General features: G+C 69.9%; 20 protein-coding genes and 1 tRNA gene. 10 read left to right on the top strand and 11 right to left on the bottom strand.

Features of this window, described 5'->3' with window-relative positions; translation table 11 throughout:
• Window positions 1-75: 75 nt before the first annotated feature.
• Window positions 76-288: a hypothetical protein gene (locus WMF34_RS06820; protein WP_044964174.1), complete on the bottom strand. Its 213-nt coding sequence runs from the start codon at window positions 286-288 to the stop codon at window positions 76-78.
• Between WMF34_RS06820 and WMF34_RS06815 the strand changes: the two genes are divergently transcribed.
• The 3 genes from WMF34_RS06815 to WMF34_RS06805 all read left to right on the top strand — a co-directional run bounded on the left by WMF34_RS06815 (window position 185) and on the right by WMF34_RS06805 (window position 2,856).
• A complete protein-coding gene (locus WMF34_RS06815; RefSeq protein ID WP_420877263.1) occupies window positions 185-643 on the top strand; it encodes an ATP-binding protein in 459 nt (152 codons plus the stop codon). The two genes, WMF34_RS06820 and WMF34_RS06815, sit on opposite strands and share 104 nt — an antisense overlap.
• 199 nt (window positions 644-842) lie before the next feature.
• Complete coding sequence (locus tag WMF34_RS06810) at window positions 843-2,081, top strand: ImmA/IrrE family metallo-endopeptidase (RefSeq protein ID WP_012233917.1); 1,239 nt, start codon at window positions 843-845, stop codon at window positions 2,079-2,081.
• Between the two features lie 325 nt (window positions 2,082-2,406).
• Entirely contained in the window at window positions 2,407-2,856 is a 450-nt protein-coding gene (locus WMF34_RS06805; protein WP_012233916.1) for a hypothetical protein, read from the top strand.
• 47 nt (window positions 2,857-2,903) lie between these two features.
• Here the strand turns inward: WMF34_RS06805 and WMF34_RS06800 are convergent, their stop codons facing one another.
• The 6 genes from WMF34_RS06800 to WMF34_RS06775 all read right to left on the bottom strand — a co-directional run bounded on the left by WMF34_RS06800 (window position 2,904) and on the right by WMF34_RS06775 (window position 12,075).
• Entirely contained in the window at window positions 2,904-5,366 is a 2,463-nt protein-coding gene (locus tag WMF34_RS06800; protein WP_437992788.1) for a M48 family metalloprotease, read from the bottom strand.
• A 6-nt stretch (window positions 5,367-5,372) separates the two neighbouring features.
• Window positions 5,373-6,635, bottom strand: coding sequence for an SIR2 family NAD-dependent protein deacylase (locus tag WMF34_RS06795; protein WP_012233914.1), 1,263 nt, complete (start codon window positions 6,633-6,635; stop codon window positions 5,373-5,375).
• A 630-nt stretch (window positions 6,636-7,265) separates the two neighbouring features.
• A complete protein-coding gene (locus tag WMF34_RS06790; protein ID WP_437992787.1) occupies window positions 7,266-8,066 on the bottom strand; it encodes a hypothetical protein in 801 nt (266 codons plus the stop codon).
• An 84-nt stretch (window positions 8,067-8,150) separates the two neighbouring features.
• Window positions 8,151-9,386 carry a glycoside hydrolase family 113 gene (locus WMF34_RS06785; protein WP_437992786.1) on the bottom strand — a complete coding sequence of 412 codons (1,236 nt, stop codon included), beginning with the start codon at window positions 9,384-9,386 and terminating at the stop codon, window positions 8,151-8,153.
• A gap of 52 nt (window positions 9,387-9,438) precedes the next feature.
• On the bottom strand, window positions 9,439-11,436 hold the full coding sequence (locus WMF34_RS06780; RefSeq protein WP_437992785.1) for a protein kinase domain-containing protein: 1,998 nt from the start codon (window positions 11,434-11,436) through the stop codon (window positions 9,439-9,441).
• A 291-nt stretch (window positions 11,437-11,727) separates the two neighbouring features.
• Window positions 11,728-12,075, bottom strand: coding sequence for a transcriptional regulator (locus WMF34_RS06775; protein ID WP_437992784.1), 348 nt, complete (start codon window positions 12,073-12,075; stop codon window positions 11,728-11,730).
• Between the two features lie 204 nt (window positions 12,076-12,279).
• Here WMF34_RS06775 and fusA point away from each other — a divergent pair, with 204 nt between their 5' ends.
• Window positions 12,280-14,391, top strand: a complete 2,112-nt coding sequence (gene fusA, locus WMF34_RS06770) for an elongation factor G (RefSeq protein WP_437992783.1) — start codon at window positions 12,280-12,282, stop codon at window positions 14,389-14,391.
• Window positions 14,392-14,407: 16 nt separating this feature from the next.
• Here fusA and WMF34_RS06765 read toward each other — a convergent pair whose 3' ends face one another.
• Window positions 14,408-16,030 (bottom strand): L,D-transpeptidase, encoded by a 1,623-nt coding sequence (locus WMF34_RS06765; protein WP_012233907.1) that lies wholly within the window; start codon window positions 16,028-16,030, stop codon window positions 14,408-14,410.
• A gap of 202 nt (window positions 16,031-16,232) precedes the next feature.
• Here WMF34_RS06765 and WMF34_RS06760 point away from each other — a divergent pair.
• The 3 genes from WMF34_RS06760 to WMF34_RS06750 all read left to right on the top strand — a co-directional run bounded on the left by WMF34_RS06760 (window position 16,233) and on the right by WMF34_RS06750 (window position 18,174).
• Window positions 16,233-16,306: transfer RNA gene (locus WMF34_RS06760), tRNA-Arg, on the top strand.
• A gap of 216 nt (window positions 16,307-16,522) precedes the next feature.
• Window positions 16,523-17,389 carry a HipA domain-containing protein gene (locus WMF34_RS06755; RefSeq protein WP_049876185.1) on the top strand — a complete coding sequence of 289 codons (867 nt, stop codon included), beginning with the start codon at window positions 16,523-16,525 and terminating at the stop codon, window positions 17,387-17,389.
• Window positions 17,386-18,174 (top strand): HIRAN domain-containing protein, encoded by a 789-nt coding sequence (locus WMF34_RS06750; RefSeq protein ID WP_012233905.1) that lies wholly within the window; start codon window positions 17,386-17,388, stop codon window positions 18,172-18,174. Before WMF34_RS06755 ends, WMF34_RS06750 begins: the two co-directional genes overlap by 4 nt.
• Before the next feature lie 54 nt (window positions 18,175-18,228).
• Here WMF34_RS06750 and WMF34_RS06745 read toward each other — a convergent pair whose 3' ends face one another.
• A complete protein-coding gene (locus WMF34_RS06745; RefSeq protein ID WP_157906491.1) occupies window positions 18,229-19,263 on the bottom strand; it encodes a GNAT family N-acetyltransferase in 1,035 nt (344 codons plus the stop codon).
• Between the two features lie 91 nt (window positions 19,264-19,354).
• Here WMF34_RS06745 and WMF34_RS06740 point away from each other — a divergent pair, with 91 nt between their 5' ends.
• Together WMF34_RS06740 and WMF34_RS06735 are read left to right on the top strand one after the other, a co-directional pair.
• Complete coding sequence (locus WMF34_RS06740) at window positions 19,355-20,812, top strand: PLP-dependent aminotransferase family protein (protein WP_012233903.1); 1,458 nt, start codon at window positions 19,355-19,357, stop codon at window positions 20,810-20,812.
• Between the two features lie 338 nt (window positions 20,813-21,150).
• Window positions 21,151-21,813 carry a methyltransferase family protein gene (locus WMF34_RS06735; RefSeq protein ID WP_437992782.1) on the top strand — a complete coding sequence of 221 codons (663 nt, stop codon included), beginning with the start codon at window positions 21,151-21,153 and terminating at the stop codon, window positions 21,811-21,813.
• Between the two features lie 87 nt (window positions 21,814-21,900).
• Here WMF34_RS06735 and WMF34_RS06730 read toward each other — a convergent pair whose 3' ends face one another.
• Window positions 21,901-23,217, bottom strand: a complete 1,317-nt coding sequence (locus WMF34_RS06730) for a serpin family protein (RefSeq protein WP_437992781.1) — start codon at window positions 23,215-23,217, stop codon at window positions 21,901-21,903.
• A 99-nt stretch (window positions 23,218-23,316) separates the two neighbouring features.
• Here WMF34_RS06730 and WMF34_RS06725 point away from each other — a divergent pair, with 99 nt between their 5' ends.
• A complete protein-coding gene (locus WMF34_RS06725) occupies window positions 23,317-23,802 on the top strand; it encodes a gluconokinase (protein WP_012233900.1) in 486 nt (161 codons plus the stop codon).
• An 82-nt stretch (window positions 23,803-23,884) separates the two neighbouring features.
• On the opposite strand, the gene WMF34_RS06720 is transcribed toward WMF34_RS06725, so the two are convergent.
• A complete protein-coding gene (locus WMF34_RS06720) occupies window positions 23,885-25,306 on the bottom strand; it encodes a hypothetical protein (protein ID WP_437992780.1) in 1,422 nt (473 codons plus the stop codon).
• Window positions 25,307-25,550: the final 244 nt, after the last annotated feature.

The following is a 25,550-nucleotide window of genomic DNA, read 5'->3' as shown; positions in this document are numbered from 1 at the left end:
CAGGAGATTGCGCGCTGAGAGCGCATCCTCAGGGCTCGCATGGACACCGCGCGGATGGAGGGCGGCGAACTCGAGCTACGCGACGAGGCGCGCGACGCGCGCGAGCTCGCCCGCGAGGTCGTGAAGCTCTACCGCCCCGCAGCGAACGCCCATGTGCTCAGGCCGCCGGTCCACCCGGGAGCCCATGCCACTGCCGTGCTGTCTGCTGAGGATCGAGCAGGAGCTCAACAACCGGGTCACGAACGCGATCAAATACTCACCGGGCGGCGGCACCGTGCAGGTCGCCATCCCGCGCGAGGGTTCGGAGATCGCCCTCTCGGTTTCGGACCGCCGCGTAGGCATCGCCGCCGAGAGGCAGGTGCGGTTCTCCGCGCTACGGGCGCGCGCCGTCGTCGAGCCGCATCGCCTCCGGGGTCGGCCTCGGCCTCGGCCTGCGAGCCGCGCGCCGCATCGCCCAGGCGCATGGCGGGTGCATCTAGCTGACGAGCGCGCCCGGCAGGGGCTCGACCTTAACCCGAACCGCCTCTTCGAACTCCGCTCGCGAAGATCCGCCTTCCAGAAGCTGCAGATCCCTGTAATATCGTTCACATGCGGGCAGCTTACGGGGCGTGGCCGCGACGGGTGCGCGGCGCACAAGTACTAGTGCGGGAAGTCGGACGGGAAAGCGAACCGCCACGACTCTACGGCCGTCGTCGCCCTCGTTGCCCGTGTGGGGCGAGCACACTCCATGATGGCCAGCTTCGCCGTGCAGGGCTCCGCGCCATTAAGAAGCATGCTCGATACGAAGAGCTTCGACATCAACGAAAGCGCGCGACAACATGAGCTCCACCTCCAAAGGAGACATGTTCGAAGCGAAGGTCTTCAAGCTTCTCAAACGCGCCTCCGCTGACGGCCAGTTCATAGGCCCACCCGATCGTTGCAAATTCTTTCAGAAGAAAGGCTACCACTCGAAGGATCGTGGGAGCAAAATCATCTTCGACATCGCAATAGAATACTATCTCCCTGGCCACAGTTCCCCCCTCATGCTGATATTGGTGGAATGCAAGGACTATGGCAGGCCGGTACCCATCAACGACGCAGAGGAATTCTCCTCAAAGATCGAACAGGTGTCGGGCAGCAAAGGTCTGATCATCTCGACAAACGCATTCGCACGAAGCACATTTGAGTTCTGCAGATCGAAGAGAATTGGACTGGCAAGGTACTACGACAAATCAACACTCAAATGGGAGCTAGACAGATCGCCATCTTCGATCTCCACCTCAACACCCAACTGGGTCGACATCCACACGGGCCTTACAATCGACCCCCACAATAGTCGCCACTTCGATCTCTACTGCTACACGGGCAATACCTACTCCCACTCCCTATATACATGCTTTCGAAATCTAGTCCGCGACACGATCAACGAATCCATATTTGCACCGACAAAACTTCAGCCCCCATCAGTCGAGTACCTCTCCGTAGATGAAATCGAAGCAGCAAGCGATGCGATCTTAAAACGAACAGGCTATTCAGGCGGAGCCGTGGAGCTTGATGCGATCTGTCAATGGCAGAGCATGAAAGCTGGCCTAAATGTGAGAACCGGCGTAGCCCCAGCTGACAACGGGTCGGAAGATAGATTACTAGGACGAATAAGATTCGAGCCTCTTGAAATAACGATCTTTCGAGACACCGGCGGTTACCGGGGCCGACAGAGATTTACCTTGGCGCACGAATTAGGCCACCATTTCCTCGACCACGGGAGGCACATGGCCGGAGAATATTGCGAGGAGGATGACTTCGAGCGTGACGGCCCCACCGACATAGGCATCGATGACATTTGCAGGCTAGAATGGCAGGCAAACCAATTCGCTTCCTGCCTGCTGCTTCCGAAGAGGGATTTCGTCATCGATTTTGCCAATCTGGCACACAAGTATAATTTGGAAGATCGTGGACATGGCATCCTGTTCGTGGACGAGCAATCGTGCAACCAGCGTAACTTCTTCCTTGTGACAAACGCGCTCAGACTCAAGTACGACGTATCCAGACGCGTGGTTGAAATTCGACTGAAGCAGTTCGGACTGCTGAACGATGCGAGATAGCGTGCGTTCGGGCGGCCGCTCTGAATCCGCACCGCGATCCTATGCCGCCATGCCACTACGAGCGGGTGGTTCCTCGGCGGAGCGAAGCCGTGCGAGCCTGGCTCTACTGGACCGCGGTGCGGGACGTCAAGCTGAGGAGGCATCCTCCGGCCCAGGCTCCTCTTCAGGCGGTGGTTCTCAGTGCGCGGCGCGCGGTGGCGGTGGACATGGGACCTGCTCGGCATGCCGGTGCGGCCCGAGGCGCCGGGCGGGGCGGTGCACGAGATCCTCTACGACGCGCGCAGCGACATGGTGATGGTGGCCGGCCGGCCCGCTAGGCCGCCGCATGGACCGCGCCTTCGACGCGCGCCGCAGGGTCGTGACCGAGCAGCATCCGGGCGGCGGGATTACGACGCACCGCTACGTGGGCGAGGCGCTCGTGGCGACGATCCTGCCGGAGGGATCGCGGCTCCCGTACGGCTACGATGCGAGGCTGCGGCTTCTGTGGTTCGAGCACGCCGCGGGGGAGCGGCACGTCTTCCAGCGCGACGCGGCGGGCAGATCATGGCACGTCGCGCGGCGGAGGGGACCGCGCGGCGCGATGGAGCAGATCGGGGTGCACGGGTACGACCGCGCGATCGAGGAGGCGATTGAAATGGCCGCCAGGGATGGCGGCGAGCTGGTCGCGCGCCTCCGCGAGCGCAGCACCGGGATCGGCGTGACGCGGGACGTGCGCGGGCGGGGCACACGCATCCGCGTGTGGCGCCGGGCGGCGCGGTACGGCGCGAGCGGATGAACGCCACGGCGGCACCGGCGGGCGTCACGGAAAGAGCCGCAGCCCCCTCACGTTAGCCGATGGCGCCGCAATCTGAGCCAAAAGGCGAGGGCGAGAGTGCTGGCCAGCGCCGTCAGGCCGAGGAGCGCCCAGAGGCTCCCGGAAGCGACGCTCGAGATCAGGGCGGGGCATTGCGCGTCGCCATCGAAGCGAGCAGAGCGAGCGACGGCATGCACCACGGCCCGAGCTCGGGGGTCGCTCCCGGTGTCGTCGCTCCCGGTATAGGGAATGCGGACCACCGTCATCGCCTGCCGATCGCAACGGAGCGGGTGGATGCGTGCATGGTAGGCCCAGCGTTTCCCGGCGATATCGTCGAACACACATTCCGCCGCTTGTTCGATATAGACCGTGGTGTTATTCGGAAATGGTCGAGCGAGATGATCGTCCTTGAAGACACGATCGACGAAATCACAGGCGGAAGCCTGCCGGAGCCACGTCGGGTCCCTGGGTTGAGAGAGCACGGAGACACGCGCGTCTCCGAGCGACGCCTGCTTGCTTGGTTCCCGCCAGCGCCATGATTCCGTCACCACCACGCCATCATCCAGTTCGGAACGTTGTGGATCAGCATCTCTCACGTCGAAACACATCGCGTTCAACTGAGCTGGACCAAGCCGTCGCAGGACCGAGGCCCGTGTGCTTTCGAAGGATGAGGAAGGAGCCTCCAGCATCTTCATCACGAGAACGAACAGCGCAGCCGCCGCCAGGACCAGCATGGCGCGGCGGCTGCGATCGGACCCGCGCGGCTTCGGTGTGTGCCCTGGCATGAAGCCGACGTCGCTTCGCAGGAGATAATGGCACGCAGGGCAGGCAAACGGGGCCGGCACAGGAATGCTGTGCCCGCAGCTCTGGCACTTGCTGAGTTCCGGCTTCGGGCCTCCGAGCGCCCCGCGGAGCAGCGCGACGGTGAAGCCAGCGACACCAAGGACATTGACGAACACGACCAGGAGACCAAAGACACTTCCCGAGATACCTGCAGGACTATCTGGGTCCGGTTGACAGGCGATCTGAATCGCGGACGTCGAGTTCTCGGCAAGCCCCATCGACATTAGGAGCCCCTGCACCGCGCCGAAGATCGGGAAGAAGGCAGCGATCAGCGCGGCTGTCCAGCGCAGTCTCTGGTGGACGGGCTCTCGGTGCTCCAGGAGGAACCGGCGGCACAACCGGCTCACCAAGAACACCATCGCCATGAACACAGACACGAATAGTCCACTCCTGAGGGCGCGGACCAGGCTGTCCCCGACGAGTGCGATACTAATGCCCACGCTGCCGAAAAGATCCACGAGCCAGTAGATCGCAACCGCGGTGAGGGTCGCCGCTGCGAGCTCGCGGAAGATAGGGGGTCGGCCCTCACGCGCCAAGGTCGCGCCCGCGATCACCAGGACCACGAGCACGTCAACCGCCATCTGGACGACGACATCGAGCGAGGGTCCGAGGGCCTCTCCCAAACGGCCTGCTTCGGGGAAGCTCAGAGAGGCGAACGGGGTGCCTCGAATGAAGAGGTAGAAGAAAGCGATGAGCGCGAAATCCCACGTCGACACTGCGACGAACGGCCGCCCGCGGCCTTCCAGCAAGCTCAGCCGACGTGCTGGATTGGAGTGCGCCCGCAGGCGGTCGAGCAGCGGCCACCGCCTCGGACTCCCATGGACGTCGCGGCTCGTGTTGAGGCTGTCCAACGCCGTGCGGATCGGCTCCTCCGACCCCGAGAGCGCGACCGCGAAGGAGTCGCAGTATGCTTCTCTGCGCCGCATGACGTACGCACCGAGGGCGGCGAGCCCGCCGAGAAGCACGGTGTGGCGCAAGAGAACGGTCAGCTCCACTCGTCCGAGTGCCAGCAAGAGGACGCCGGCAAGCCATGCAGCCGCCGAGGCGAGGGAATAAACGTACCACTGGCCGAACAGCAGATCGTCCCACATCTTGAGATGGCCGAGCTCATGCTGGAGCACGGCGCGGAAGGCGTCGCGCGGGCGGGCTCGATCGTTCCGGGTCGGGGCATACTGGTGAAAGAACCATGTCCCCCCGGCCGGGAGTAGCAGAACAGCCTTTCCGAAGACGCTGACCAGGTGCGGGTGCGTGACTCGACCCCAGAGGACAATCGGTCGTCGCCAGACGCCGGCGGCGCTCAGGTCCCGCTTCATCGTCGCGTCGACGATCTCTCTGGCTTCATCGCTCTCCAGGCGCTTCGGGGCGCGCCAACGAACATAAGCGAGGAGCCAGACGAGCGTCACGATCTGGCCCACCACGAAGGGGATCAGCAACCAGGCGCCGATCGCGATGCTCCGCGAGGACGGGTCGCCTGGACGAACCTCGGGGAACCACGGCGCGAACACGTCGGTCACGAGGTCGGTATAGATACGGAGGGTGAATACCAACAAGAGCAGCGCGTAGGCGCTTACCAGGCCGGTCCACCGGAGGGGGTCCAGCCATGGCTTGTGGCTCTCCGAACGTTCTGCGGTCGGCGGCGAAGTCCTCATGCAGCATCACCTGATTCTGGCAGTGCACGTCGTCCGATCGGCGAGCTGCTCCGAGCCGTCGATGATCTCCCACAGCTCGAAGACGTGCTCGCCGGGGGGCCCAGGCATCTGGAACTCCAGCGCCAGGTTGGAACCCGTCCGCCGTGCGGCGGCGAGCTGCACCGGAACAGCCTGGCCCGCGCCAGGGGCCCGCCGCCGAATGGCGATCTGCGCCTCCTCGGGCGCGCGGATCGAGAGGATCGCGTGATCGCCGATCTTCACCTCGTGGGCCAGCTCCACGTCGCCCGCGTCGAAACGAGCCCACGGCAGCCACGCGGCGACCTTCACGATCACCGAGATGCGGAGCCCCCCCGACGGCCGGGATCGAGACTGCTGCGGGGCCGCCGCCCCGGTGCGCGGGGCGGGTGGCATGTGGGTCGTCGCTACGCCATGCGCCGGAGGGCGTGCGAGGGCTTCGAGGAAGTCCTTTACATCCTGGTGCTGGGAGTATGGGATGACCTTCACGTGGTAGTTGTTGAAGTACCGATCAACGTCCGCGGGCGATGGGTTTAGCAGCAGCGCGAAGTGCTCCTGCGCCGACGCGCGGAAGGCGTCCGCGTTCGCCTTCAAGACGAGGTCGAGATCGTGGGGATCGTTCATCCCGTAGCCGGCGAACAGGAACGTGTTGTCCTGGAGCAGGTAACTCAGCACGGCGTGATACGGCGGGTGCGAGCGGGCGGCAATGTACTCGACAGCGGACATGACGATGCTCTCATGGTACTCGGCCGAGCCGTGGACCTTCAGGAGCACCTTGTACCCGTTCCGCAGGTCGTCGAGCGCCTCGTCGGCATGCTGCCACGTATAGGGCTGCCTCCCGGGGAGCGGATCGGCGATCTCCAGGAGCTGATCGTAATTGGTCGTGAGCACTGCCGGTACCGCGAGCGCCTTCACGGCCCGGTGCGCTGCTCCCGGCGAAGCGTTGCGGGGCCTGAAGATGTCGCGGAGCGCGGCACGGTAGTAGCGAGCCAGCGCGGTTCGTAGCGTGCCGAGCTCATGGAGCGTCTCTTCGAGCGACATGCGGCCCTGGAAGATGTTGCGCTTGGACTGGATCCAGTCGGGCTCCTTCAGGCCTCGCGTCTCGCACACGTCGAGCAGGCGTTCCGACAGCTGTCTCCAGGTCGGGAAGTTCCCCGCGACATCCGCGCCGAGGCTGAGTCCCGAGCCGATGAAGAGCGCGAGCTTGTGCTTCTGGAAGGCGTCGATGAGGCGCCGCGGCGGCTCGGGGGCCATGTCGTTCTCCTTAGATTGCAGGCGGCTCGACCGCCGGCCGGCATCGAGTATATGCCGCGCCATACTTCATACAACGGCTCGGCCTCCCGGCGCGGATCGAGGCTCCGGTCGGGGCGGCGCCCGGGATCGCTCGCGGCGCGCGCGGGGACACGGTAAAGGTCGCCGCCCCGCTCGGCCGCACTATGGACCGCGCCTTCGACGCGCGACGCGGGGTCGTGACGGAGCAGCATCCGAGCGGCGGGATCACGACGCATCGGTACGTGGGCGAGGCGCTCGCCGTCGATTTCCTGGCGATGGCCCCGAGCCGAGCCTTGTCGTGCTCGGTGCCCACCCTTTGCATTTGACAAGTTCAGTGGATCATCGGGTGCCACGAGCTGCGCCAGGTGCCGCACGCGCCCTCGCCACCCGCTCTCAGGTGCTGCAAGCCCGGTCGCGACCCGCTCTCAGGTGCTGCAAGCCCGATCGGGACCCGCTCTCAGATGCTGCAAGCCCGGTCGCGACCCGCTCGCAAGTGCTGCAAGCCCGGTCGCGACCTGCTCTCAGGTACTGCAAGCCCGGTCGCGACCCGCTCGCAGGACCTGCGAGCCTACCGGCTATCTGCTCTCCGCTGCTGCAAGGAATCGCGGCGCCTCACGCGGGCTCATCGCCCGAGGCCTCCTCGGCCTCGGCTCCCTCCTCTTCCGGCTCGGTCGCAGCGCTGGCCGCCGGCGGGGGATACCGCTTGAGCAGCTCGAGGAACGGCCTCTGCAGCGCTTCGACCTGCTCGCGCTTCTTCCCCGCGGGCAGGTGCTCGAGCAGCCAGACCATCTCGTCGTGGATGGTGTTGAAGGCGTTCACGCAGCCCCCTATGGCCTCGCGCAGGCGCGTCGACCGCGCGCCCGGACGGCCCTCCACCGCGCCGCGGCCCATCGCCTTCGCCAGCGCATCGGTCGCCGCCTCGATCCGCTTGAGGTGAGCGAGCGCGCCGATCTTCTTGAGATCGGCCTCCATGCGCTTGTTCTTGGCCGCTTCCAGCTGCGAGCGCCCAAAGTCGACCTCGGCGCCATAGGTCAGGGTGGTCTGCCCGGTGCCGCCGCCCTTCAGCATGGCCCGCCGGACCCGCGTCGCGGCCGTGCGCACGGCCGCGTCCTCGTGCTCCTCGGCCGCGGCCACCGTGTAGTCGAAGGCCCGCTGCGCCGAATCCCACGCCGCGTCGAGCGAGCGGAGCACGTCGTCCGACGCGACCGCCAGCACCTCGTCGAGCCGCGCGATGCTCCACCGCGCGCGCAGCTTCCACGCCACCGGCCGCGGCGCCTCCAGGAGCAGCGGCGCCACCTGATCCGGCGCGTCGTACTTGTCGATCGAGATCTCCTTCCACGCCCCTTCCTCGAGATCACCGAGGAACGCGTGGAACCCCCGGTCGGGGACGTGACTGTACCCATAAGCTGCCATGTCTCTGCGCTCTCCTTTCGCCCTCCCCCGCGAGCGCGATTCTACGCTGAGCTCGGCCGGCGAGCGCAAGCGCAAGCAGCTCGGCTACTCGTCGGGATCGAGCTCCCAGCCGAAGAGCCCCGGGGTGCGGGCGCGGTGCCTGCCGAGCGCCTCGCCGAGGAGCGAGGGGCCGTCGGCGGCCCAGCGGGCGGCGAAGGCGTCGCGCAGCACGAGCTCCGCGAGCTTGCCCCTCGGCGAGAAGCCCCACTCGGCCTCCTGCGAGACGTCGTCCGGATCGGCGTAGAGCCGCCAGACGAAGAAGCCGGCGCACGTGCGCGCGTCGAGGAACGGCGCGATCACCGCGGCGTAGGCCTCGGCCTGCGAGCGCTGGTCGACCACCACGCCCTTCATGCGGTCGGGCCACTCCCACGGGCGCACGGCGGGATCGCGCCGCGTGGTGTAGCCGATCTCCGTCAGCAGGATCGGCTTGCCCCACGCGCGCGCCACGGCGTCCACCCCGGCCGCCACCTTGCGCCCGCCGCGCAGGAGCTCCTCGAACGACGCGCCCTCGCGCTCCGCCAGCGGGTAGAACGCGTTGATGCCGATGAGGTCGAGCGCGTCGAAGATCAGCGTGTGCTCGACGTCGTCCCAGTTCGCCGAGTAGGTGAGCAGCCCCGGGTACACGCGGCGCACCGCCTCGATGATCGGCAGGAAGCTCGCCGCCCGCGGCGTCGTCACCCAGCTCCGCAGCTCGACGCCCACGCTGAGCATCTCCGCGCCTCCCTCGCGCGCGACCGCGGCCCACGTGAGCAGGAACCGGCTGTACGACTCGGCCCAGCGCGCCCAGCCCGCGTCGTCCCCGGGATCGATCAGGGCCCGCCACTCGCCGCTCTCGACCCAGAGGTGCGGGACGAGCAGCACCTTGAGCCCGCGCGCGTGCGCCTGCGCGATCGCCGCGAGCACGTTGCGCCGGTTCTCCTCGAACGGCGCCTCGAAGACGAGATCGACGCCCGTGCCCTTGCCATCCCACACGCGGCCGAACGGCGTCAGGCTGACCCACGTCGCACCCATGGCGACCGCCTCATCCATCGCCCGCCCGCTCGCCGCGGTGCCGTAACCGCGGCCCGGGTGCCGCAGGTTCTCGATCGGCCCGATCGTCACGCCGCGCACGCCGCCCCAGCCCGACACGGCCCACCCCGCCGCGCCGTACGGCAGGTGCTCCGGCGCGACCCGCGGCGCCTGCTGCGCGGCGCTCGCAGGGCGCACGGGAGCGCCGACCGCCGCCGACACGGCGAGCGCGGCGCACGCCGCGCGGGCGAGCGCGTAACCTCCTCGACTCATCCCTGGCACGGGCCGCCTTATACCAGGCAGGCGGACCGCCGGGCCGCGGACGTCACCCGCCGTCGCTCGCCTGAGGTCGCTGCGCGCCGTCGCTCTCCGCGGGCTGCTGCGGCGCACGCGCGCCCTCGGCGGGCTGCGCCGGCGCGACCGCGCCCTCCTCGGGCCGCGGCGGCTCACGCCGGGACGCGTCGCGCTCTTGCCGCGCGCGGGTGGTCGCCTCGCGCCACGCCCGCTCGCGCTCGAGCTTCTCGCGCCGCCGCCGCCGCTCGCGCTCGACCTCGTCGTAGATGACCTCGGGGCGCCGCGCGTCGAGCCGGACCCCTCGCGCTTGCGCCACCCGCGGCGCCTCGCTGTCCGGGCCCACGGCGCTCGCGGGAACCAGCTCGGCCGCAGGGGGCTCGGGCGAGGGCTCCGGCGCGGCAGGGACGGCCGCGGTCGATCGCCTCGCCACCACCGACGAGCGCGCCTCCTGGACCGCGCGCTTCGCCAGCCCCTTCGCCGCCGGCAGCGCGCTCCCGCGTCCGTCGAGCGTGCGCATCTGCACGAGCCACACGCCGCCGATCCCCGCGAGCATCCCGAACAGCGCGAACGCGATCGCGAACCGCCGGGGCCACGGCGACGGCCCCCGGCGCACCACCGTGAGGCGCTCCGCATCGGCCTCGGCCAGGGCACGCGCCGTGGGCACCGGCGTGACGCGAGGCGCCGCGCCGTCGCTGACGCGGTGCACGACCTTGCGGCCGAGCGGAACGGGCGTGTCCTCGGCGGTCGGCGGCTGCCCTGGCCTGCCCGCCTGGGGATCGGAGCGGCGCTCCGGCGGGCTCACCGTCAGGACAGGCGGGGGCGGAGTCCGGCTCGCCCGGAGCTGATCGCCGCCGTCCCACGCCGCCCCCGCGTGCGACACCAGCGTGGCGTCCGACAGACGGCCTGCGGGAGATTCCCACTTGGCCGTCGTCTCGAGGTCGCTCATGAGATCGTCGGGCGACATCCTCGGCAGGTCCGCCAGCGTGTCGGCCTCCCACTCGTCCGCGGCGACCGGAGCAGGCGTCGCCATGCGGACGGTCTCGTCCGCCCGGAGCGCCTCCCACACGCGCTCGGCCGCGTCCTCCGCGCCCTCGCCCCCGAAGCGCGCGAGCGCGAACGCGAGCTTCGCGACGTCCGAGGGGCGCGCCTCCGGGTCCTTGGCGAGGCAGCGCAGCAGGAGGGCCCGCAGCTCCGGGGGCTCGACGCCCGCCGGAAAGGGCGCGGGCGGCTCGGTCAGGACCTTGGTGCAGATCTCGAGCTCGGTCGGCGCATCGAACGGGCTCGCCCCGCAGAGCAGCGCGTAGGCGACCGCGCCGATCGACCAGATGTCCGCGCGCTCGTCGATGCCGCCCGCCGACCGCATCTGCTCCGGCGCCATGAAGAGCAGCGACGTCCGCATGGCGCCCGAGGCGGCGTTCGGCCCCTCGCTCTCGACGCCGCAGGCGACGGCCGACACCCCGAAGTCGAGGACCTTCACGCTCGGGGCGCCGTCGCCGAAGCTGAGAAAGAGGTTCTCGGGCTTGATGTCCCGGTGGAGAATCCCGATGCCGTGCGCCTCGGCGACCGCCTCGCAGATCTGCAGGAGGTACTTCACCGCCTCCCTGACCCGGATCGGCCCGCGGCGCCGCAGGTAGCTCGTGACGTCGGAGCCCTCCAGGTACTCGCTGACCACGAACGGCGCGCCACCTTCGACCCCGACGTCGAGGATCCGCGCGACGTACCTGCCCTTGAGCGCGCGCGCGGCGCGGGCGCCCCGGAGCAGCCGATCGACGGCGTGCCTGTTCTCGACGAGCCTCGGATCGACGCGCTTGAGCGCGACGCGCTGGCCCGACAGGCGATCGGTGGCGAGCTGGACGACGCCCACGCCGCCGGCGCCGATCCGGGTCTCCACCGCGTACCTGCCGGCGACGATCTCTTGCCACCTCGGGCTGCCCTCGGCCGCCCTCGGCGCACGTTCAGCGTCGGTCCACGCGTCGGTCCGCTCCCGTGCGGCCGCGCGATCCTCTCCTCTGGGCTTCAGCGACGTCAACGCACTGCCTCGGTGTGTGTCCGCGAGCTCCGCGGACAGAGTCAAAGCCTGTCCCCTGAATAACAGATTCAGAGTGCTGCTATCGCGTCCATGACGTGTCGTCTAGTGACACTCGGGCACGAAAATGTCCGTTCTTCACGCATTCTGGCGCAGCTGGCTGGCCGGCCAGCTGGCCGGCCGGCCGGCCGGCAGCCATCTCCATCCGCCGCATCCGCCGCATCCGCGGCACCTGTCATGGACCATCGAGCCATCGGCACCGCTTCCATGCGTGCCACGTGCCAGCCACGCGGCTCACGGCGGGAGCCCCAATGCGAGCACGACCAGGTAATCGACGCCGCTCAGGATCAGGACGAGCGCTGCGGCGGACGCCGCGCCGAGCCCGAGCGCCTTCAGCGCGCGGAAGAGCGCTGTTCCGCGTGTCCCACGCGCACCCGGCCGCCCGTGCTGGACGCCGCGCGTGACCCAGCACCACCCGAGCATGGACAGCGGGCCGAACGCATAGAGGGCCGCGCCCCAGGTCGCTCCGTTCCAGCAAGCGGCGCGCTGCTCGGGCGTGAGCCGCCGTCGGTCCCAGCGCTGCAGCGCGAACGGCAGCGCGAACCCGAGGACCATCTGGAGCGCGAGGCGGAGAGTGCTCATTTCGTGCGCCGAGCTCCCGGGCGAGCGCTCCACTCAGGCAGCGCCGGACAAGCGCGAATCGCCAGAGCACGCCGCAGCGCGTCGCGGCAGAGCTCGGGTGAGCGACTCGCTGCCCGGCTTCGCTGACCTCCTGCCTCGAGGAAAGCGCCGCAAAAATCGCGTGCCGGCCTTCTCGATCTCGACGGGGATTGGTACGAACGAGGGATGACAACGACTGAGGCAGGGGACATCAGGAACGTTGCAATCATCGGACACAAGGGGGCTGGGAAGACATCGCTTGCCGAGGCCATGCTGTACGTCGCCAAGGCGACGGCCAAGCTCGGCAAGGTGGACGACAAGTCGAGTGTCCTCGACGAGACCGCCGAGGAAAAAGAGCACGTTTGCTCGTTCGAGGCGAGCGTCGCGCACCTCTCCTGGGCGGGGAAGAAGGTCAACCTCGTCGACACGCCGGGCGAGGGCAGCTTCCTCGCCGAGACGCGGCTCGCCCTCGCGGCGGTCGACGCGGCCATCCTCGTCGTGAGCGGCAAGGACGGCGTGCAGCCGATCACCGAGCGCGTCTTCGGCTGGGTGAGGGACGCAAAGCTACCGTGCATGATCGTCGTCACGAAGGTCGACGCCGAGAACGCCCGCCCCGACGAGGTGCTCGCCGAGGTTCGCGCGCGCCTCAAGGCGCCGCTCGCGGTGATGGAGGAGCGCGTCGGCGAGGGGCTCCAGCACCGGGGCGTCGTCGCCATCCGGACGAAGAAGGCCTGGCTCGACAAACCCGAGGCGCCCGCCACGGCCGCGGGCTCTCCCGTGCCGGCCGACGCCGCGGGCGCCGTCGAGAAGGCCCGGGGGAAGCTCGTCGACGACGTCGCCGGCAGCGACGACGAGCTCACCGAGCGGTACCTGACCGAGGGCGATCTCACGCAGGAGGAGCTCGATCAGGGGCTCCGCGCCGCGGTCCGCCAGGGGGCGCTGATCCCGGTCTACTTCGCCTCCGGGGTCCGCCCGAGCGGCGTCGCCGCGCTGCTCGACGGCATCGTCGAGCTCGTGCCGCCGCCGACCGAGCACCCGGCCTGGAGCGGCGTCGTCCCGAGCGGCAAGCCCGGCGCCGCGCCGCAGGCCGCGGAGCGGCCGTCGTCGGCGGAGGCCCCGGCCGCGGCGTTCGTCTTCAAGACCTCGATCGATCCGCACGCCGGCCGCACCTCGTTCGTGCGCGTGCTCTCCGGCGTGCTCCGGCCCGACGCCACGATGCTCAACGCGAGCACGGGCGGCTCGGAGCGGCTCGGCAAGATCCACAGCGTGGTCGGCAAGGACCACAAGCAGGTGGACGAGGCGCGCGCCGGGGACATCGTGGCGCTGCACAAGCTGAAGGCGACGCTGAGCGGGCACACGCTCTCGGACGAGAAGCACGCGTTCTTGCTCTCCGCGCCGGAGCTGCCGCCGGCCCTCTTCTCGCGCGGCGTGCGGTTCGACGCCAAGGGCGGCGAGGACAAGGTCGGCAACGCGCTCTACCGGCTGACCGAGGAGGACCCGGGGCTCAGCGTGCACCAGGACGCGTCGACCCGCGAGCTCGTCGTCTCGGGGCTCGGCGCCCTGCACCTCGAGATCACGGTGGAGCGCATCCGCCGGCGCGTCGGGGTCGACTGTCGGCTCGGCCCGCCGCACATCGCCTACAAGGAGACGATCTCGAAGAAGGCCACGAACATCGAGGGCAAGCACAAGAAGCAGACGGGCGGACATGGCCAGTTCGGCGTCTGCTACATCGACATGGAGCCTTTGCCGCGCGGCGGCGGCTTCGTCTTCGAGGACGCGGTCGTGGGCGGCGCCGTGCCGCGGCAGTTCATCCCCTCGGTCGAGAAGGGCATCGTCAAGTCGATGTCGAAGGGCGTCCTGGCGGGCTACCCGATGATCGACGTCAAGGTCCGGCTCTTCGACGGCAAGTACCACGACGTCGACTCCTCGGACGCGGCGTTCCAGATGGCGGGCAGCAAGGCCTTCAAGGCCGCCGCCGCGCAGTGCGCGCCGGTGCTGCTCGAGCCCATCGTGCGGCTCTCGGTGACGGTGCCGAGCGTCGCGATGGGCGACATCATCGGCGACATCAACAGCCGCCGCGGGAGGATCATCGGCACGGACTCGGTCGAGAGCCAGACGATCGTGAACGCGTTCGTCCCGCTCGCCGAGGTGCTCGAGTACGAGTCGAAGCTGAAGAGCATGACCCAGGGCAAAGGCACGTTCACGATGAACGTCGAGCACCTGGAGGTCTGCCCGCCGATGGTGCAGGACAAGGTGATCAAGGAGAGCGGCTTCAAGGCCGAGGCCGACGAGGACTGATCCCCGCCGCCCCGCTCTAGGGATGGATGTGGACGATGGTCCCTTCCCCCGTGGCCTTCCCCGCGCTGACCCCGTGCCATCCGTCGGGCACGGGGGGATCGGTCCAGAGGAACACCCGGCGCGCGTCGATCGGCGACAGGTTGATGCACCCGTGGCTGCGCGGCTTGCCGTAGTCGTCGTGCCACGGCGCCGCGTGGATCGCGTAGCCAGCCTCGAAGTACTGCACCCACGGCACGTCGCGGAGCTCGAACTTGTTGTCGACCTCGTGCGCGTCCATGGTCGTCGTGACGTGTTTGTCGCGGATCCGGAACGTCCCGCGCACGGTCGAGAAGGTCTTCTTGGGGTCGCCGAGCCCGTCGCGGCCCGTCGCCGCCGCGGTGGCGTAGACGGGCTTTTTGCCCTCGTAGAGGATGAGCGTCTGGCTCAGGATCGAGATGTCGATCCACTTCACGTTCCCCTGCGCGAACGACGGCAGCTCCGAGGGCTTCACCGCGATGGCGACGTCGGAGTCGCGCACCCACGTCCCGTCCTTCGCCTCGACGAGGCGGGCGCCGCCGACCTTCTTCGAGCGCCCCGTGAGCTGCACGGCGGTGTGCCAGGGCAGCGCGCCCGCCTTCTCCATCTGGCCGCCGGAGATGTCGTAGCGCTTCGCGTCCTGCCGGTGCACGAACGCGAGCGGCAGCTCCCACCCCTTGGTCATGTCGACGCCGTGGAACGTGGAGCCGCGCGCGGGCTTGAGCTTCGAGGTGGGCACGAGCCGCGCGTCGGTGGTCAGGGCGAAGCGCCGCCCGCCGTCGCCCATGAAGGTGTCGACGAGGGCGAGCCCTGCCTTGCGCGCGATCCGGTTGGTGATGATCGCGTAGCCCGGGACCTTGAACGACGAGATGTTCGGGAGCTGCCGGCCGCCCTTGAAGAACCAGGGGATCTCGTCGCTGCCGTTGCCGCCGAAGAGCTCGCTGTCGCCGAGCTCGGGCGGCTCCGCGGGCGGGTCGGCGACGGCGTTGCCCGCCGCGTCGAGCGGCACGTCGTTGGCGCCGACCTTGATCTCGTCCCACTTCTTCTTGAGCTTCTTGTAGCTGCGGAGGTGCCGCTCCAGGCTCATCTCGTACTGGAGCTGCTCCTTCGTGGACGGCATCCGGTAGTAGTTCGGCGCGATGGCCCGGACGAAGGCGTACGGGTACGGCATCGGCTTGGACAGGTCGGGCCGCCGCGTGAGCGCCCGGAGGATCGGGTGCTGCGTGTCGATCGTGGCGTCGCTGTCCGCGCACATGAACCCGGCGGGCAGCACGCGGTAGTAGCCGCCCTGGCAGTCGTCGAACGCGGCGGGCTTCTCCCCGCGGGGCGCCGTCCCGCCCGCGCGGAGGTAGCCGAGCTTGGTCGAGCGCCGGTCCGCCTTCTCGTAGATGGGCGCGACCATCTGCACGGCGCCGATGCGGGGCCCGTCCGGGCGCGGCAGCGTGGCGGGGTCGTTCTCGGCGGCGTTCTGGGCCGCGCCCGCGGAGAGGCTGATGATGCCCTCGGGCGTCGCGTTCTCCCCGCCGGTGCAGGCCGGCAGGGCAAGGGCGGCGACGGCCAGGGCGAGCGGGAGGGGTCCGCGCGCCGGGGCCGGGAGCGCGGAGCTTCGCTGTCGGGCATCCATGCCCCGGGAATGCCGGACAGACGGGCCGGTGGCCAAATTTTGGCGGATGGCGCGCGGCCCGCCATGAGCCCCCCCACAGGCGCCGCCGGAAGGTCAGCCCTCCGGGGGTTGCCTGCCGGCGGTGCGCAAAGATGCTGGAATGGGGTTGCGCTTGAGCCCAGCCTTGGGTAGGTTCGGGGCCCTCGCGAAACCCCGCGAGAGTGCGCCACTAGCTCAGCTGGATAGAGCGTCGGCCTCCGGAGCCGAAGGCCAGTGGTTCGAATCCACTGTGGCGCGCAGGGTTTTCCGTACATCGTAGCCGCTTTCCCGGTTCGCGGCCTCGGTTGGGTGGGCATCGCTGGCACTCGCTTGAGCCGGCTCGACCGTTGCACTGGCTGGTCCGAAGGGCAGCAGACGCGCTCGTGAGCATGCACTTCGTTCCGAGGTGATGCAGTGGCAGAGGCCTACTCCATCCGCGAGGTCTCTCCTGTCTGGCGGACTGGAGAGGAGCCCATGGGCACCAAGCGCAAGTTCTGGTGCCACGCCGATGACCGCCGTCGATACCTCTTCAAGTATGCCCGCGCCGGTACCGGGGAGGACTGGGCGGAAAAGATCGCCGCCGAGGTCGCGGGCACCTTGGGCGTTCCGCATGCGGAGGTGGATCTCGCCGTCTACGAAGAGCAACCCGGGACGCTTACGCTTGCCATCACCGACGACGAGCATGCCCTGGCCCATGGGAACGAGCTGTTGCAGGAGCGCCGTCCAGAGTACCCCGTGCACGCTGCCTACAGCGCGTCCGAGCACACTGTTACCCTTGTGCTCGACGCGCTCAGCCAGAGCTTCATTGGTGCGCCCGAAGGTACAGCTTCGGCCGATCTCGCGACGGCAGTGGATTGGTTCCTCGGCTACCTCATGCTCGACGCGTTGATCGGCAACACCGATCGGCACCACGAGAACTGGGCCGTGCTCGTGCGCGTCGGACAGGCAGAGCGCTATGCGGCACTCGCGCCCAGCTATGACCACGCGTCATGCTTGGGCCGGGAGCTTAAGGACGAAGAGCGGCGCGCACGCCTCGAAGGCCGGGACCGCCGGCGCTCCGTCGACGCGTATTGCAAGAAAGCGCGCTCGGCCCTTTACCGGAACGCCCAGGATCCGGCCCCAATGAGCCCGCTCGATGCCTTCGCGGAGGCGATGCGGCACGCGCAGCCGGCCGGCAGGCACTGGCTCGAGCGACTCGGCGCGGCCGATCATGCTAAGGTATCCTCCATCGTGGACCGCATCCCTGCCCATCGCATCAGCGAGCCGGCTCGCCAGTTCGCCCTTGCGGTGATGGCGACCAACCGCCGCGCCTTGCTCTCGCTGCTGGAGAAGCATCCATGACGGCCGGCCGAACCCTCTTCGTCACATGGTACGACTCGAACCATCGCGCGATCATTCCGGTCGCTCGGCTCGTTCACCATGGCGGAACGGGCGGTGATCTCTACGAATTCCAGTACGTTCAGGGCGCGCTGAAGGCGATGGAGCGGGGTTTCCAGCCGTTCATTGCGTTCCCCGAGCTTTACAAGGTCTATCGCAGCCTGTCGCTGTTCCCCTTCTTCGCAAATCGGGTGATGCCCACGACCCGCCCGGATTACCTGGCGTATCTGCAAGTGCTGGGTCTTAACCCAGCGGAGGCGGACTCGGTCGAGATCCTGGCGCGGAGCGGGGGCAGGCGGGAGACGGATCGCATCGAAGTGGTACCTGCGCCGGAGCAGGACGAGACAGGCGGCTACACAACCCGCTTCCTCCTCCGCGGCGTCCGATACATCCCGGGCGCGGAAGAACGCATCGCACGCCTCGTGTCCGGAGAACGGCTGTTCTGGATGCTCGATGCGCAGAACGAATCGAACCCCAACGCCGTCGCGCTCCGCAGTGCAGACAAGTGCTTGCTGGGTTACATTCCAGACTACCTCGTGCCGGACATCGCGAAGCTCATCGACTACCGCGTGTCGATGGATGTGTTCGTCGATAGGGTGAACCTGCCGCCCGCACCGCTGCACCATCGTGTGCTGGGCCGGCTCGAAGCGCGCTGGCCAGACGGGTTCGTCCCGTTCCAAGGCGAGCAGTTCCAGCCGCTGAGCCCACTCACCGCGTCGCCCACCCAGGCAGACCACGCGATCCAGTAATGCGTCCAGCGTCGTGCGGGGTGTACGCCCCACGCGCAACGAGCCACGCTCCCCTCACCGCCTGGAGAAGACCATCTCCGTCGACGTGAACGGCCGCGGTGGCAGCGCCGCGCGGTCGCGGAACCCGAACCGCGCGTAGAACGTGTGCGCGTCCTGGGTGCCCAGGTGGACGTGGCTCGCGCCGCGGACCGCCGGGTGCCCGAGCAGCAGGCGCACCACCGCCTCGCCCACGCCGCGGCCCCGCAGCGAGGGCGCGACCATCACGTCGTACACCCACGCGCGCCTGCTCCCGTCGCTGATCGCCCGCGCCGTCGCCACGAGCCGGCCCGCCGCGTCGCGCGCGCCCACCCACGCCGACGAGCCGAGCAGCGCCCGCGCGATCGCCTCGCGCGACACGCCCTGGTTCCAGTAGCCGCCCTCCAGCAGATCGACGGCCGCCGCCACGTCGCGCGGGCCCAGCGCGCACGCGAGCACGCAGCCCGCCGGCGCCTGCAGGAACTCGGGCACCGGCGTGTCCAGACAAGCGCCGCGGAGCAGCTCGATCGCCGCGGCATCGCCCGGCGCACCCCGCTCCCAGAGCTTCGTGAGGATCCGCGCCCGCTCCTCGGGCGTCCGGTTCTGCGCGAGCTTCGCCTTGCCGTCGAGCCGCGACAGCGGGACCGCGAGCACGAGGATCCCCGCGATCGCCTTGCGGTAGAGCGGGCTCGAGGCGTCGAGCGGCGTGTACCCGCCCTCGGGCTGGTACTTCTGCATCAGCGCCTCCAGCACCTCGGCCTTGTGATCCGGATCGTCCACGCGCTCGATCACCCCGTGGGCCTGCGCGCTCCGGTAGAGCGTCGTCGCCGGACACGCCCGCTCCGGATCGGTGAAGTAGCTCGGGATCGACGCGACGAGCTGCTCGCACGACACCACCGCGGGCCGGCCGACAGCCTCGGTCTTCTCGCCCACGGGCGCGCCGTGGAACGCGATCGCGCCCCGGACCACGACGCCGTGCACCGTCCTCAGCACCGGCTCGCCCTCGGCCGTCGTCGACGCCAGGTGAATCACCTCCGCGAGCCCGAGGAGCGCCTCGGCCTCCGCCCTCTCCATGCGAAAAATCTCCCTGCGCATCGACCGAGGTTGGCGCGCACCTGGTACGCTCGAAAGATCCGGTCCGCCGATTTCTGCTAGACCAGATGGCATGCCCTGGGAGCTCGCCCTCGCGGTCGATCCCGCCGCGCCGCAGCCGATCTTCCTCCAGATCGCGCGCGCCCTCGCCGATGACATCCGCCGCGGCCGGCTCCGCGCCGGCGCCGAGCTGCCGGGCAGCCGCGCGCTCGCGCGGTCCCTGTCGGTCCATCGCAACACCGTGCTCGCCGCGTACCGCGAGCTCGCCGCCGAGGGCTGGATCGAGGCCAGCGCCGCGCGCGGCACCTTCGTCTCGGCGGAGCTGCCGGCGCCGGCGCCCCGCGGCTTCACCCGGCGCGCGGCCGCGCGGGCGGAGGTGCCGGCGCGGCTCGGCTTCGATCTCGGCGCGACCTCGCTCCGGCACGTGCCCATCATCCCGCCCGGCACGCTCCGCATGAGCGGCGGCCTCCCCGACATGCGCCTCGTCCCGACCGCGGCGCTCGCGCGCGCCTACCGCCGCGCGCTGCACGCCGGGTCGACGCGGCTGCTCGACTACGCCGATCCGCGCGGCGACGAGCGCCTCCGCGCCGCACTCGCCGCGATGCTCTCGGCGGTGCGCGGCCTCGCCGCCGGGCCGGAGTCGGTCCTCGTCACGCGCGGAAGCCAGATGGCGCTCGACCTCGTCTCGCGCGCCCTGATCGCGCCGGGCGACGCGGTCGCCGTCGAGTCCTACGGTTACCGCCCCGCGTGGGAGGCGCTCCGCCTCGCCGGCGCGCGGCTCCTCCCGCTGCCGGTCGACGCCGCGGGCCTCTCCGTCGACGCGCTCTCCGAGCTCGCCGAGCGAGAGCGCCTGCGCGCCGTCTACGTCACCCCGCACCACCAGTACCCCACGACCGCGGTGCTCGCGCCCGGCAGGCGCATCGCGCTCCTCGAGCTCTGCCGGGCCCGCCGGATCGCGATCCTCGAGGACGACTACGATCACGAGTTCCACTACGACGGCCGCCCGGTGCTGCCGCTCGCCAGCGCGGACACGGCCGGCGTCGTCGTCTACATCGGCACCCTGTCCAAGATCCTCGCCCCCGGGCTCCGGATCGGCTTCGTGGTCGCCCCCGGACCGCTGATCGAGCGCCTCTCCCTCCACCGCACCTTCGTCGACCGGCAGGGCGACCACGCCGTGGAGCGCGCCGTCGCCGAGCTCCTCGAGGACGGCGAGGTGCAGCGCCACGCGCAGCGCGCGCGCCGCGCCTACCGGGCGCGGCGCGATCTGCTCGTCGCGTCGCTGCGCGCGCGGCTCCCCGGCGCGCTCGACTTCGCCGTGCCAGCCGGCGGGATGGCCCTGTGGGCCAAGGTGGACGCCGCGATCGACGCGGACGCCTGGGCCGAGCGCGCGCTCGCGCGGAAGGTGGCGTTCTCCGCGGGGCGGCGGTTCGCGTTCGACGGCAAGAAGCGCCCCTTCCTGCGGCTCGGGTTCGCGGCGCTGGACGAGCGGGAGATCAGCGATGCGGTGGAGAGGATGGTCGAGGCGGTGTGAGCGCCCAGGCGGGCGGGCCAGTTGAGCGGAGCGGCTCTCCAAGGATCGACGGCGCACGTGGAAGCGTGGAAGCGTCGACGAAACATCCCTATCTCCCTGTCTCTCCGGATACGCCTTCCCTGTGCACCACCGTGTTCCTCCTCAAGCTCCGATACGGCTGAACTCTCCTTCTCCCCCGCAGGCGCTGTCTCCGACAGACCACGATCGTCCCTCGGCCCCACTGTCGTCGAAGCGCGCTGCGCCCGCGGTGGATGGCGGATGGATCCGACGCGGCGAAAGGCCCGCTGGCTTGACCTCGCTCGCACCTCCTCTCACGATGCGAAGCAAGGGGGAATACAATGAATGGCGCGGTGCTCTACGACCTCGCGATGCGGCTGCCGCTCGCCGTCCTCATGCTCTATAACGCCCTGTTCGTCGGGCGCGATATCTATGCTCACCTGTTTCTCTGGACCGGGCCCAGGGGGCTCACGTACGGGACGACGGTGGCCTCGCTCGTGGCCACCGAGGTCTACCTGCTGCTCGTCGCGGCGTTCACGCTCGTTCGCCTCCGCCCTGTACGCAAGCTGAGCGGCATCGTACCTCGCATCACCGCGCTCGCCGCCGGCCTGCTGCCGGCGAGCATCGCATGGCTGCCCAAGGCCCCGCCGATGCCCGGCCGTCAGGTGGTGGGCACGCTGTTCATCATCGCTGGAATGGGGCTCGCCGTGGTCAGCATCGGGTGGCTGGGCAAGTCGTTCAGCGTCATGCCGGAGGCGCGACGCCTCATCACCAATGGCCCCTACCGGCTCGTGCGCCACCCGGTCTATCTCGCCTCCTTGATCCAGGGGACGGGGATCGTCTTGATCTATCCGTCCATCGCCGCGGTCCTGATCTACACGGTCGAGATGATCCTGCAGGTCATCCGCATGGGATACGAGGAGCGCGTGCTGCGCGACACCTTTCCGGAATACGACGACTACGCGCGCCGGACGTCCGCGCGGCTCGTCCCCCGCCTCTACTGAGCAGGGCTCGCGCGGCGGGCACGCGGCGCCATGGGACAGGATGCAACGCCTGTCGCGGGATGCCTCGCTCGTCTGGACCCGACGCTCTTACCTGGACGGGTCGGCCACGCGGCCGACGAACAGGATCGCGCTCGTCGCGCGATCCCGGATGACGAAGAGGAACGGGCGGTCGAAGCGGATGGTGGCGGGCTCGGGCGCCGACGTCTCGCCGATCACCACCGCCGTCGCCGCCGCCGCCTCGGTGCCCGCCTCGTTCACGGAGACGAACGCTTCGTGGAGCACATCGGTGATGAACAGGCCGCCCTGGCCGTCGATCCCCGAGAAATCTGCGCGTTCGGAGAAGGCGGCGGGCATCCCCAGATCCGCGAGCGGCCGGGCGAGATCCAGGGTCGAGGCGATCTTGAAGCGCGGCAGCGCCATCGTGACGCTCCGTGACCCGAGGGAGGCGAGGACGCCCTCCAGCCGCTCCCGATCGAGCCCCGCCTCGAAGCCCCCGAGCTCCGACGGGAGCACGAGCACCATCGACAGCTCGCCGCCGTCGTAGGGCAGCTCCAGCGCCTCGTAGCCGTCGCCCTCGCCATAACGGACCTGCGCGTGGTTGGTCATCATCGGAACGGACACCGTGGAGCCGTCCGCCAGCGTGAAGCTCTCCGGAGTCGTCTCCTCCTCCTTGAACGGAAGCTGCCAGGCAGCGTTGAAGTAGATGGCGTTCGTCAGCACGAGCCGGGTCGAGGGCCCGAGGGCGCCTTCAGGCAGGATGTCCTTGATGCGGCCCTCGGTGCGCTCGGCCACCCAGCCATTGATGATCTCCCGCGCCTCGTCGGGCGCCTGGACGAAGTCGACGACGTGCAGCCCGGCCCCGTAGCTCTCCGCCAGCACGTCGAGGAACGACGGCTCGAACGCGGAGCCGATCTGCCCCCAGATCGCGTTGGCCACGTGGAGCCGGAACCCCTTGCCGCCCTGCCCCTCGGCGCCCTCGCCGCGGCGCGCGAGCGCGAGATCGAGCGCGTTGAACGCCGGGTGGAGCCGCGCTTCTGGCAGCGTGAAGCGCAGCGCGCGCGCCATCTGCTCCGCCGTTTCCCCGCGCGCGCCGGCGGTTGTCATCGCCAGCGCGCTCGACACGCTGTACGGCGAACAGAAGAGGTTGCCCGGCGCGGCGCCGATCCGGCGGTAGAGCTCGAGCGCAAACGCCGTGTTGCCGAGGGCGAGCTCCCTGGCGTCGGCCTCCGGCACCCGAGGGGCGCGGGCCCGCTGCCTGTCCGAGGTGACGACGCAGCCCGCGGTGCCCGGATCGGCGCACCCGGACGGCGAGGGCCGCGCCTCCGGCTCGGCGCCGCCAGAGGAGCAACCGGCGCAGAGGAGGGAAAATGGCAACAGGACCACGGGGATCGGAGGCCTACGCATGCGCCCGGCGCAGCAGGGGGCGTGCCGAGCCGCCCATGATAGGATGGCTCCCACCATGCGGAGAGCGCGAGAGACAGCCCTCGGAGAGGCGCGGCGCCCGTGATCGTGCTCGTGATGGGCGTGAGCGGCGCCGGGAAGACGACGGTCGGGGCGCGCCTTGCGCGCGAGCTCGGATGGGAGCTCGTCGACGCCGACGATTTCCACCCCGCCGCCAACATCGAGAAGATGCGCGCCGGCAAGCCGCTCGACGATCGGGATCGCGCGCCGTGGATCGCGGCGCTCGCCGCGCGCATCCGCCAGCTCCTCGACGAGGGGCGCGGCGCCGTGATCGCCTGCTCGGCGCTCAAGGCGGCGTACCGCGCGCAGCTGCTCGTCGACCCCGCGCGGATGCGCCTCGTGCACCTGACCGGCGATCCAGCGCTGATCGCCGCGCGCCTCTCGGCGCGCAAGGATCACTTCATGCCCCCCGGCCTCCTCTCGACGCAGCTCGCCGCGCTGGAGCCGCCCGAGGACGCGATCCGCGCCGACGTCGGCGGCACCCCCGAGGAGATCGTCGCCGCCGTCCGCCGCGCGCTCGGCGTATGAGCCGGGCCCGCGCCGCGCCGCCTGCCGACGCCGGGCGCTTTCCAGGCGCTCTCTCCGGGAGAACCCGAGCGCCCGCGCGCGGTCAGCCCGGGTCCGGCAAGCGGGTCAGGAAGAGCGCGCCCTGGTCGCTGGAGAGGCGTTCGCCCCCGAGCGCCATCGTGCCCTGGAAGGATCCGGCCAGCATCGGGCTCTCCCACGGGTCCATCTCCAGCCCGGAGACGTGGACGTCCGCGCCGATGCGCCGGGTCCACTGCTCCTCTCCGCTGGGGCTGAGCCCGGCCGCCCACGCGCTGCACGACGCCGGCTCATCCGCCGACCCGCACAGCGCATCGCCGGCAAGCACCACGCGCTCGCCGCTCGCCGTGATGCGGCGGGGGCTCCGCGCGTCGAAGCGCTTCACCCAGATCACACGGCCATCCGGGCCGATCTTGGCGACGAACGGCCGCGGGCCGCCCGGCAGATCGGGCTCGCCGAAGACGCCGCTGCCGGAGAGCAGCGCGGCGCCTTCTGGATCCACGGCGAGGTCGTACGCCTCCTCGAGCTGATCCGGCGAGCCACGGAACCGCTTGTGCCACACGAGCTCTCCGTTCCGATCCAGCTTGGTCACGAACGTCGCCGTGCCCCGCCCGTCCTGGCTCGCGAGGATCGCGTTCCCGTCGCGGTCGACCTCGATGCCGATCTCCTCGCTGTCGGAGCCGCTCGGCGGCAGGCTGACCCACGCGAAGCGACCCGAGGCGTCGAGCCGGACGACGAAGGCGCCGATGGCCCGCCGCTCGATCCGCGCGCCGGCGACCTTCGCGGCCCCCTCCAGCCTGCCGAGCACGAGCGCGCCGCCGCGGCCATCGGCGGCGAGCGCCGTACCGCTCAGGATCGCGTCCTCCTCCGCGGAGATCTGCGCCGCCCAGCTCGCCGCGCCGCGCGGGCCGAGCTTCGCGAGGAACAGGTCTGCCCCCGAGGGCGACGCCGCCGTGAGCCGGTGGGCGCCGAAGCGGACCGTGCCGGAGAAATCGCCGAGCACGAGCGACTGCCCCCCGCCGCTCGCGGCCACGTCGATGGCGCTCTGCGCCGTGCCGTCGCCGAACTGCTTGCTCCAGAGCGGAGCGCCGCACGCGTCGAGCTCGGCCACGAAGGCGTCCGTCGCGCCCGCGCTCCGCAGCCGGGTGTTGCCGAACGTCAGCTCCCCGTCGAAGGAGCCGGCGAGCAGCGCGCGGCCGGCGCCGTCGATCGTGAAGCCGCGCAGGGTCGCGCCCTTGCCAGGATACTGCCGGCTGAACGCTCTCTGCCGGCACGCCCGCTCGGCCCGCTCGCCGTCGCCGAGCCCGGCCGCGCCGGCCAACCGCCCGCCGGGTGCGACCGCGGCACCCAGACACACGCCTCCGGGACCGACTGCCCCCATCTCGCACATCCCGGGAGGCGCGCCGTGCTCCGCGTTCGCCCGCGCCGCACCGCCGCTGTCGCCTCCCGGTTCGCCCTCCGCCACGATGTCCGCAGCCTCCGAGGACATACACCCGGCGCCACAGCAGATGACGCCGCAGAGGGCGCTCCGTGCTCTCAAGACAGACCACATACTGCATCTCCTCTCCCGCCTCGACGCGGGCACACTGGAAACATTGCAGGATGCGGACCATGGCCCGCTCCTTTCAAGCTTCTCGCGAAGCTGAAAAATCCAAACTTTCTCGATGGATGCGGGCTCATCCGGGGCAGGAGGACGCGTTCGTTCAGCGCCGCTTCATGTCCTCTTCACACCG

The sequence above is a fragment of the Sorangium sp. So ce145 genome (genome assembly GCF_051525985.1).
In the GTDB taxonomy this organism is placed as follows: domain Bacteria; phylum Myxococcota_A; class Polyangia; order Polyangiales; family Polyangiaceae; genus Sorangium; species Sorangium cellulosum_B.
Note: the sequence above shows the minus strand (reverse complement) of the source record. Positions and strands in the feature narration are given on the sequence as shown.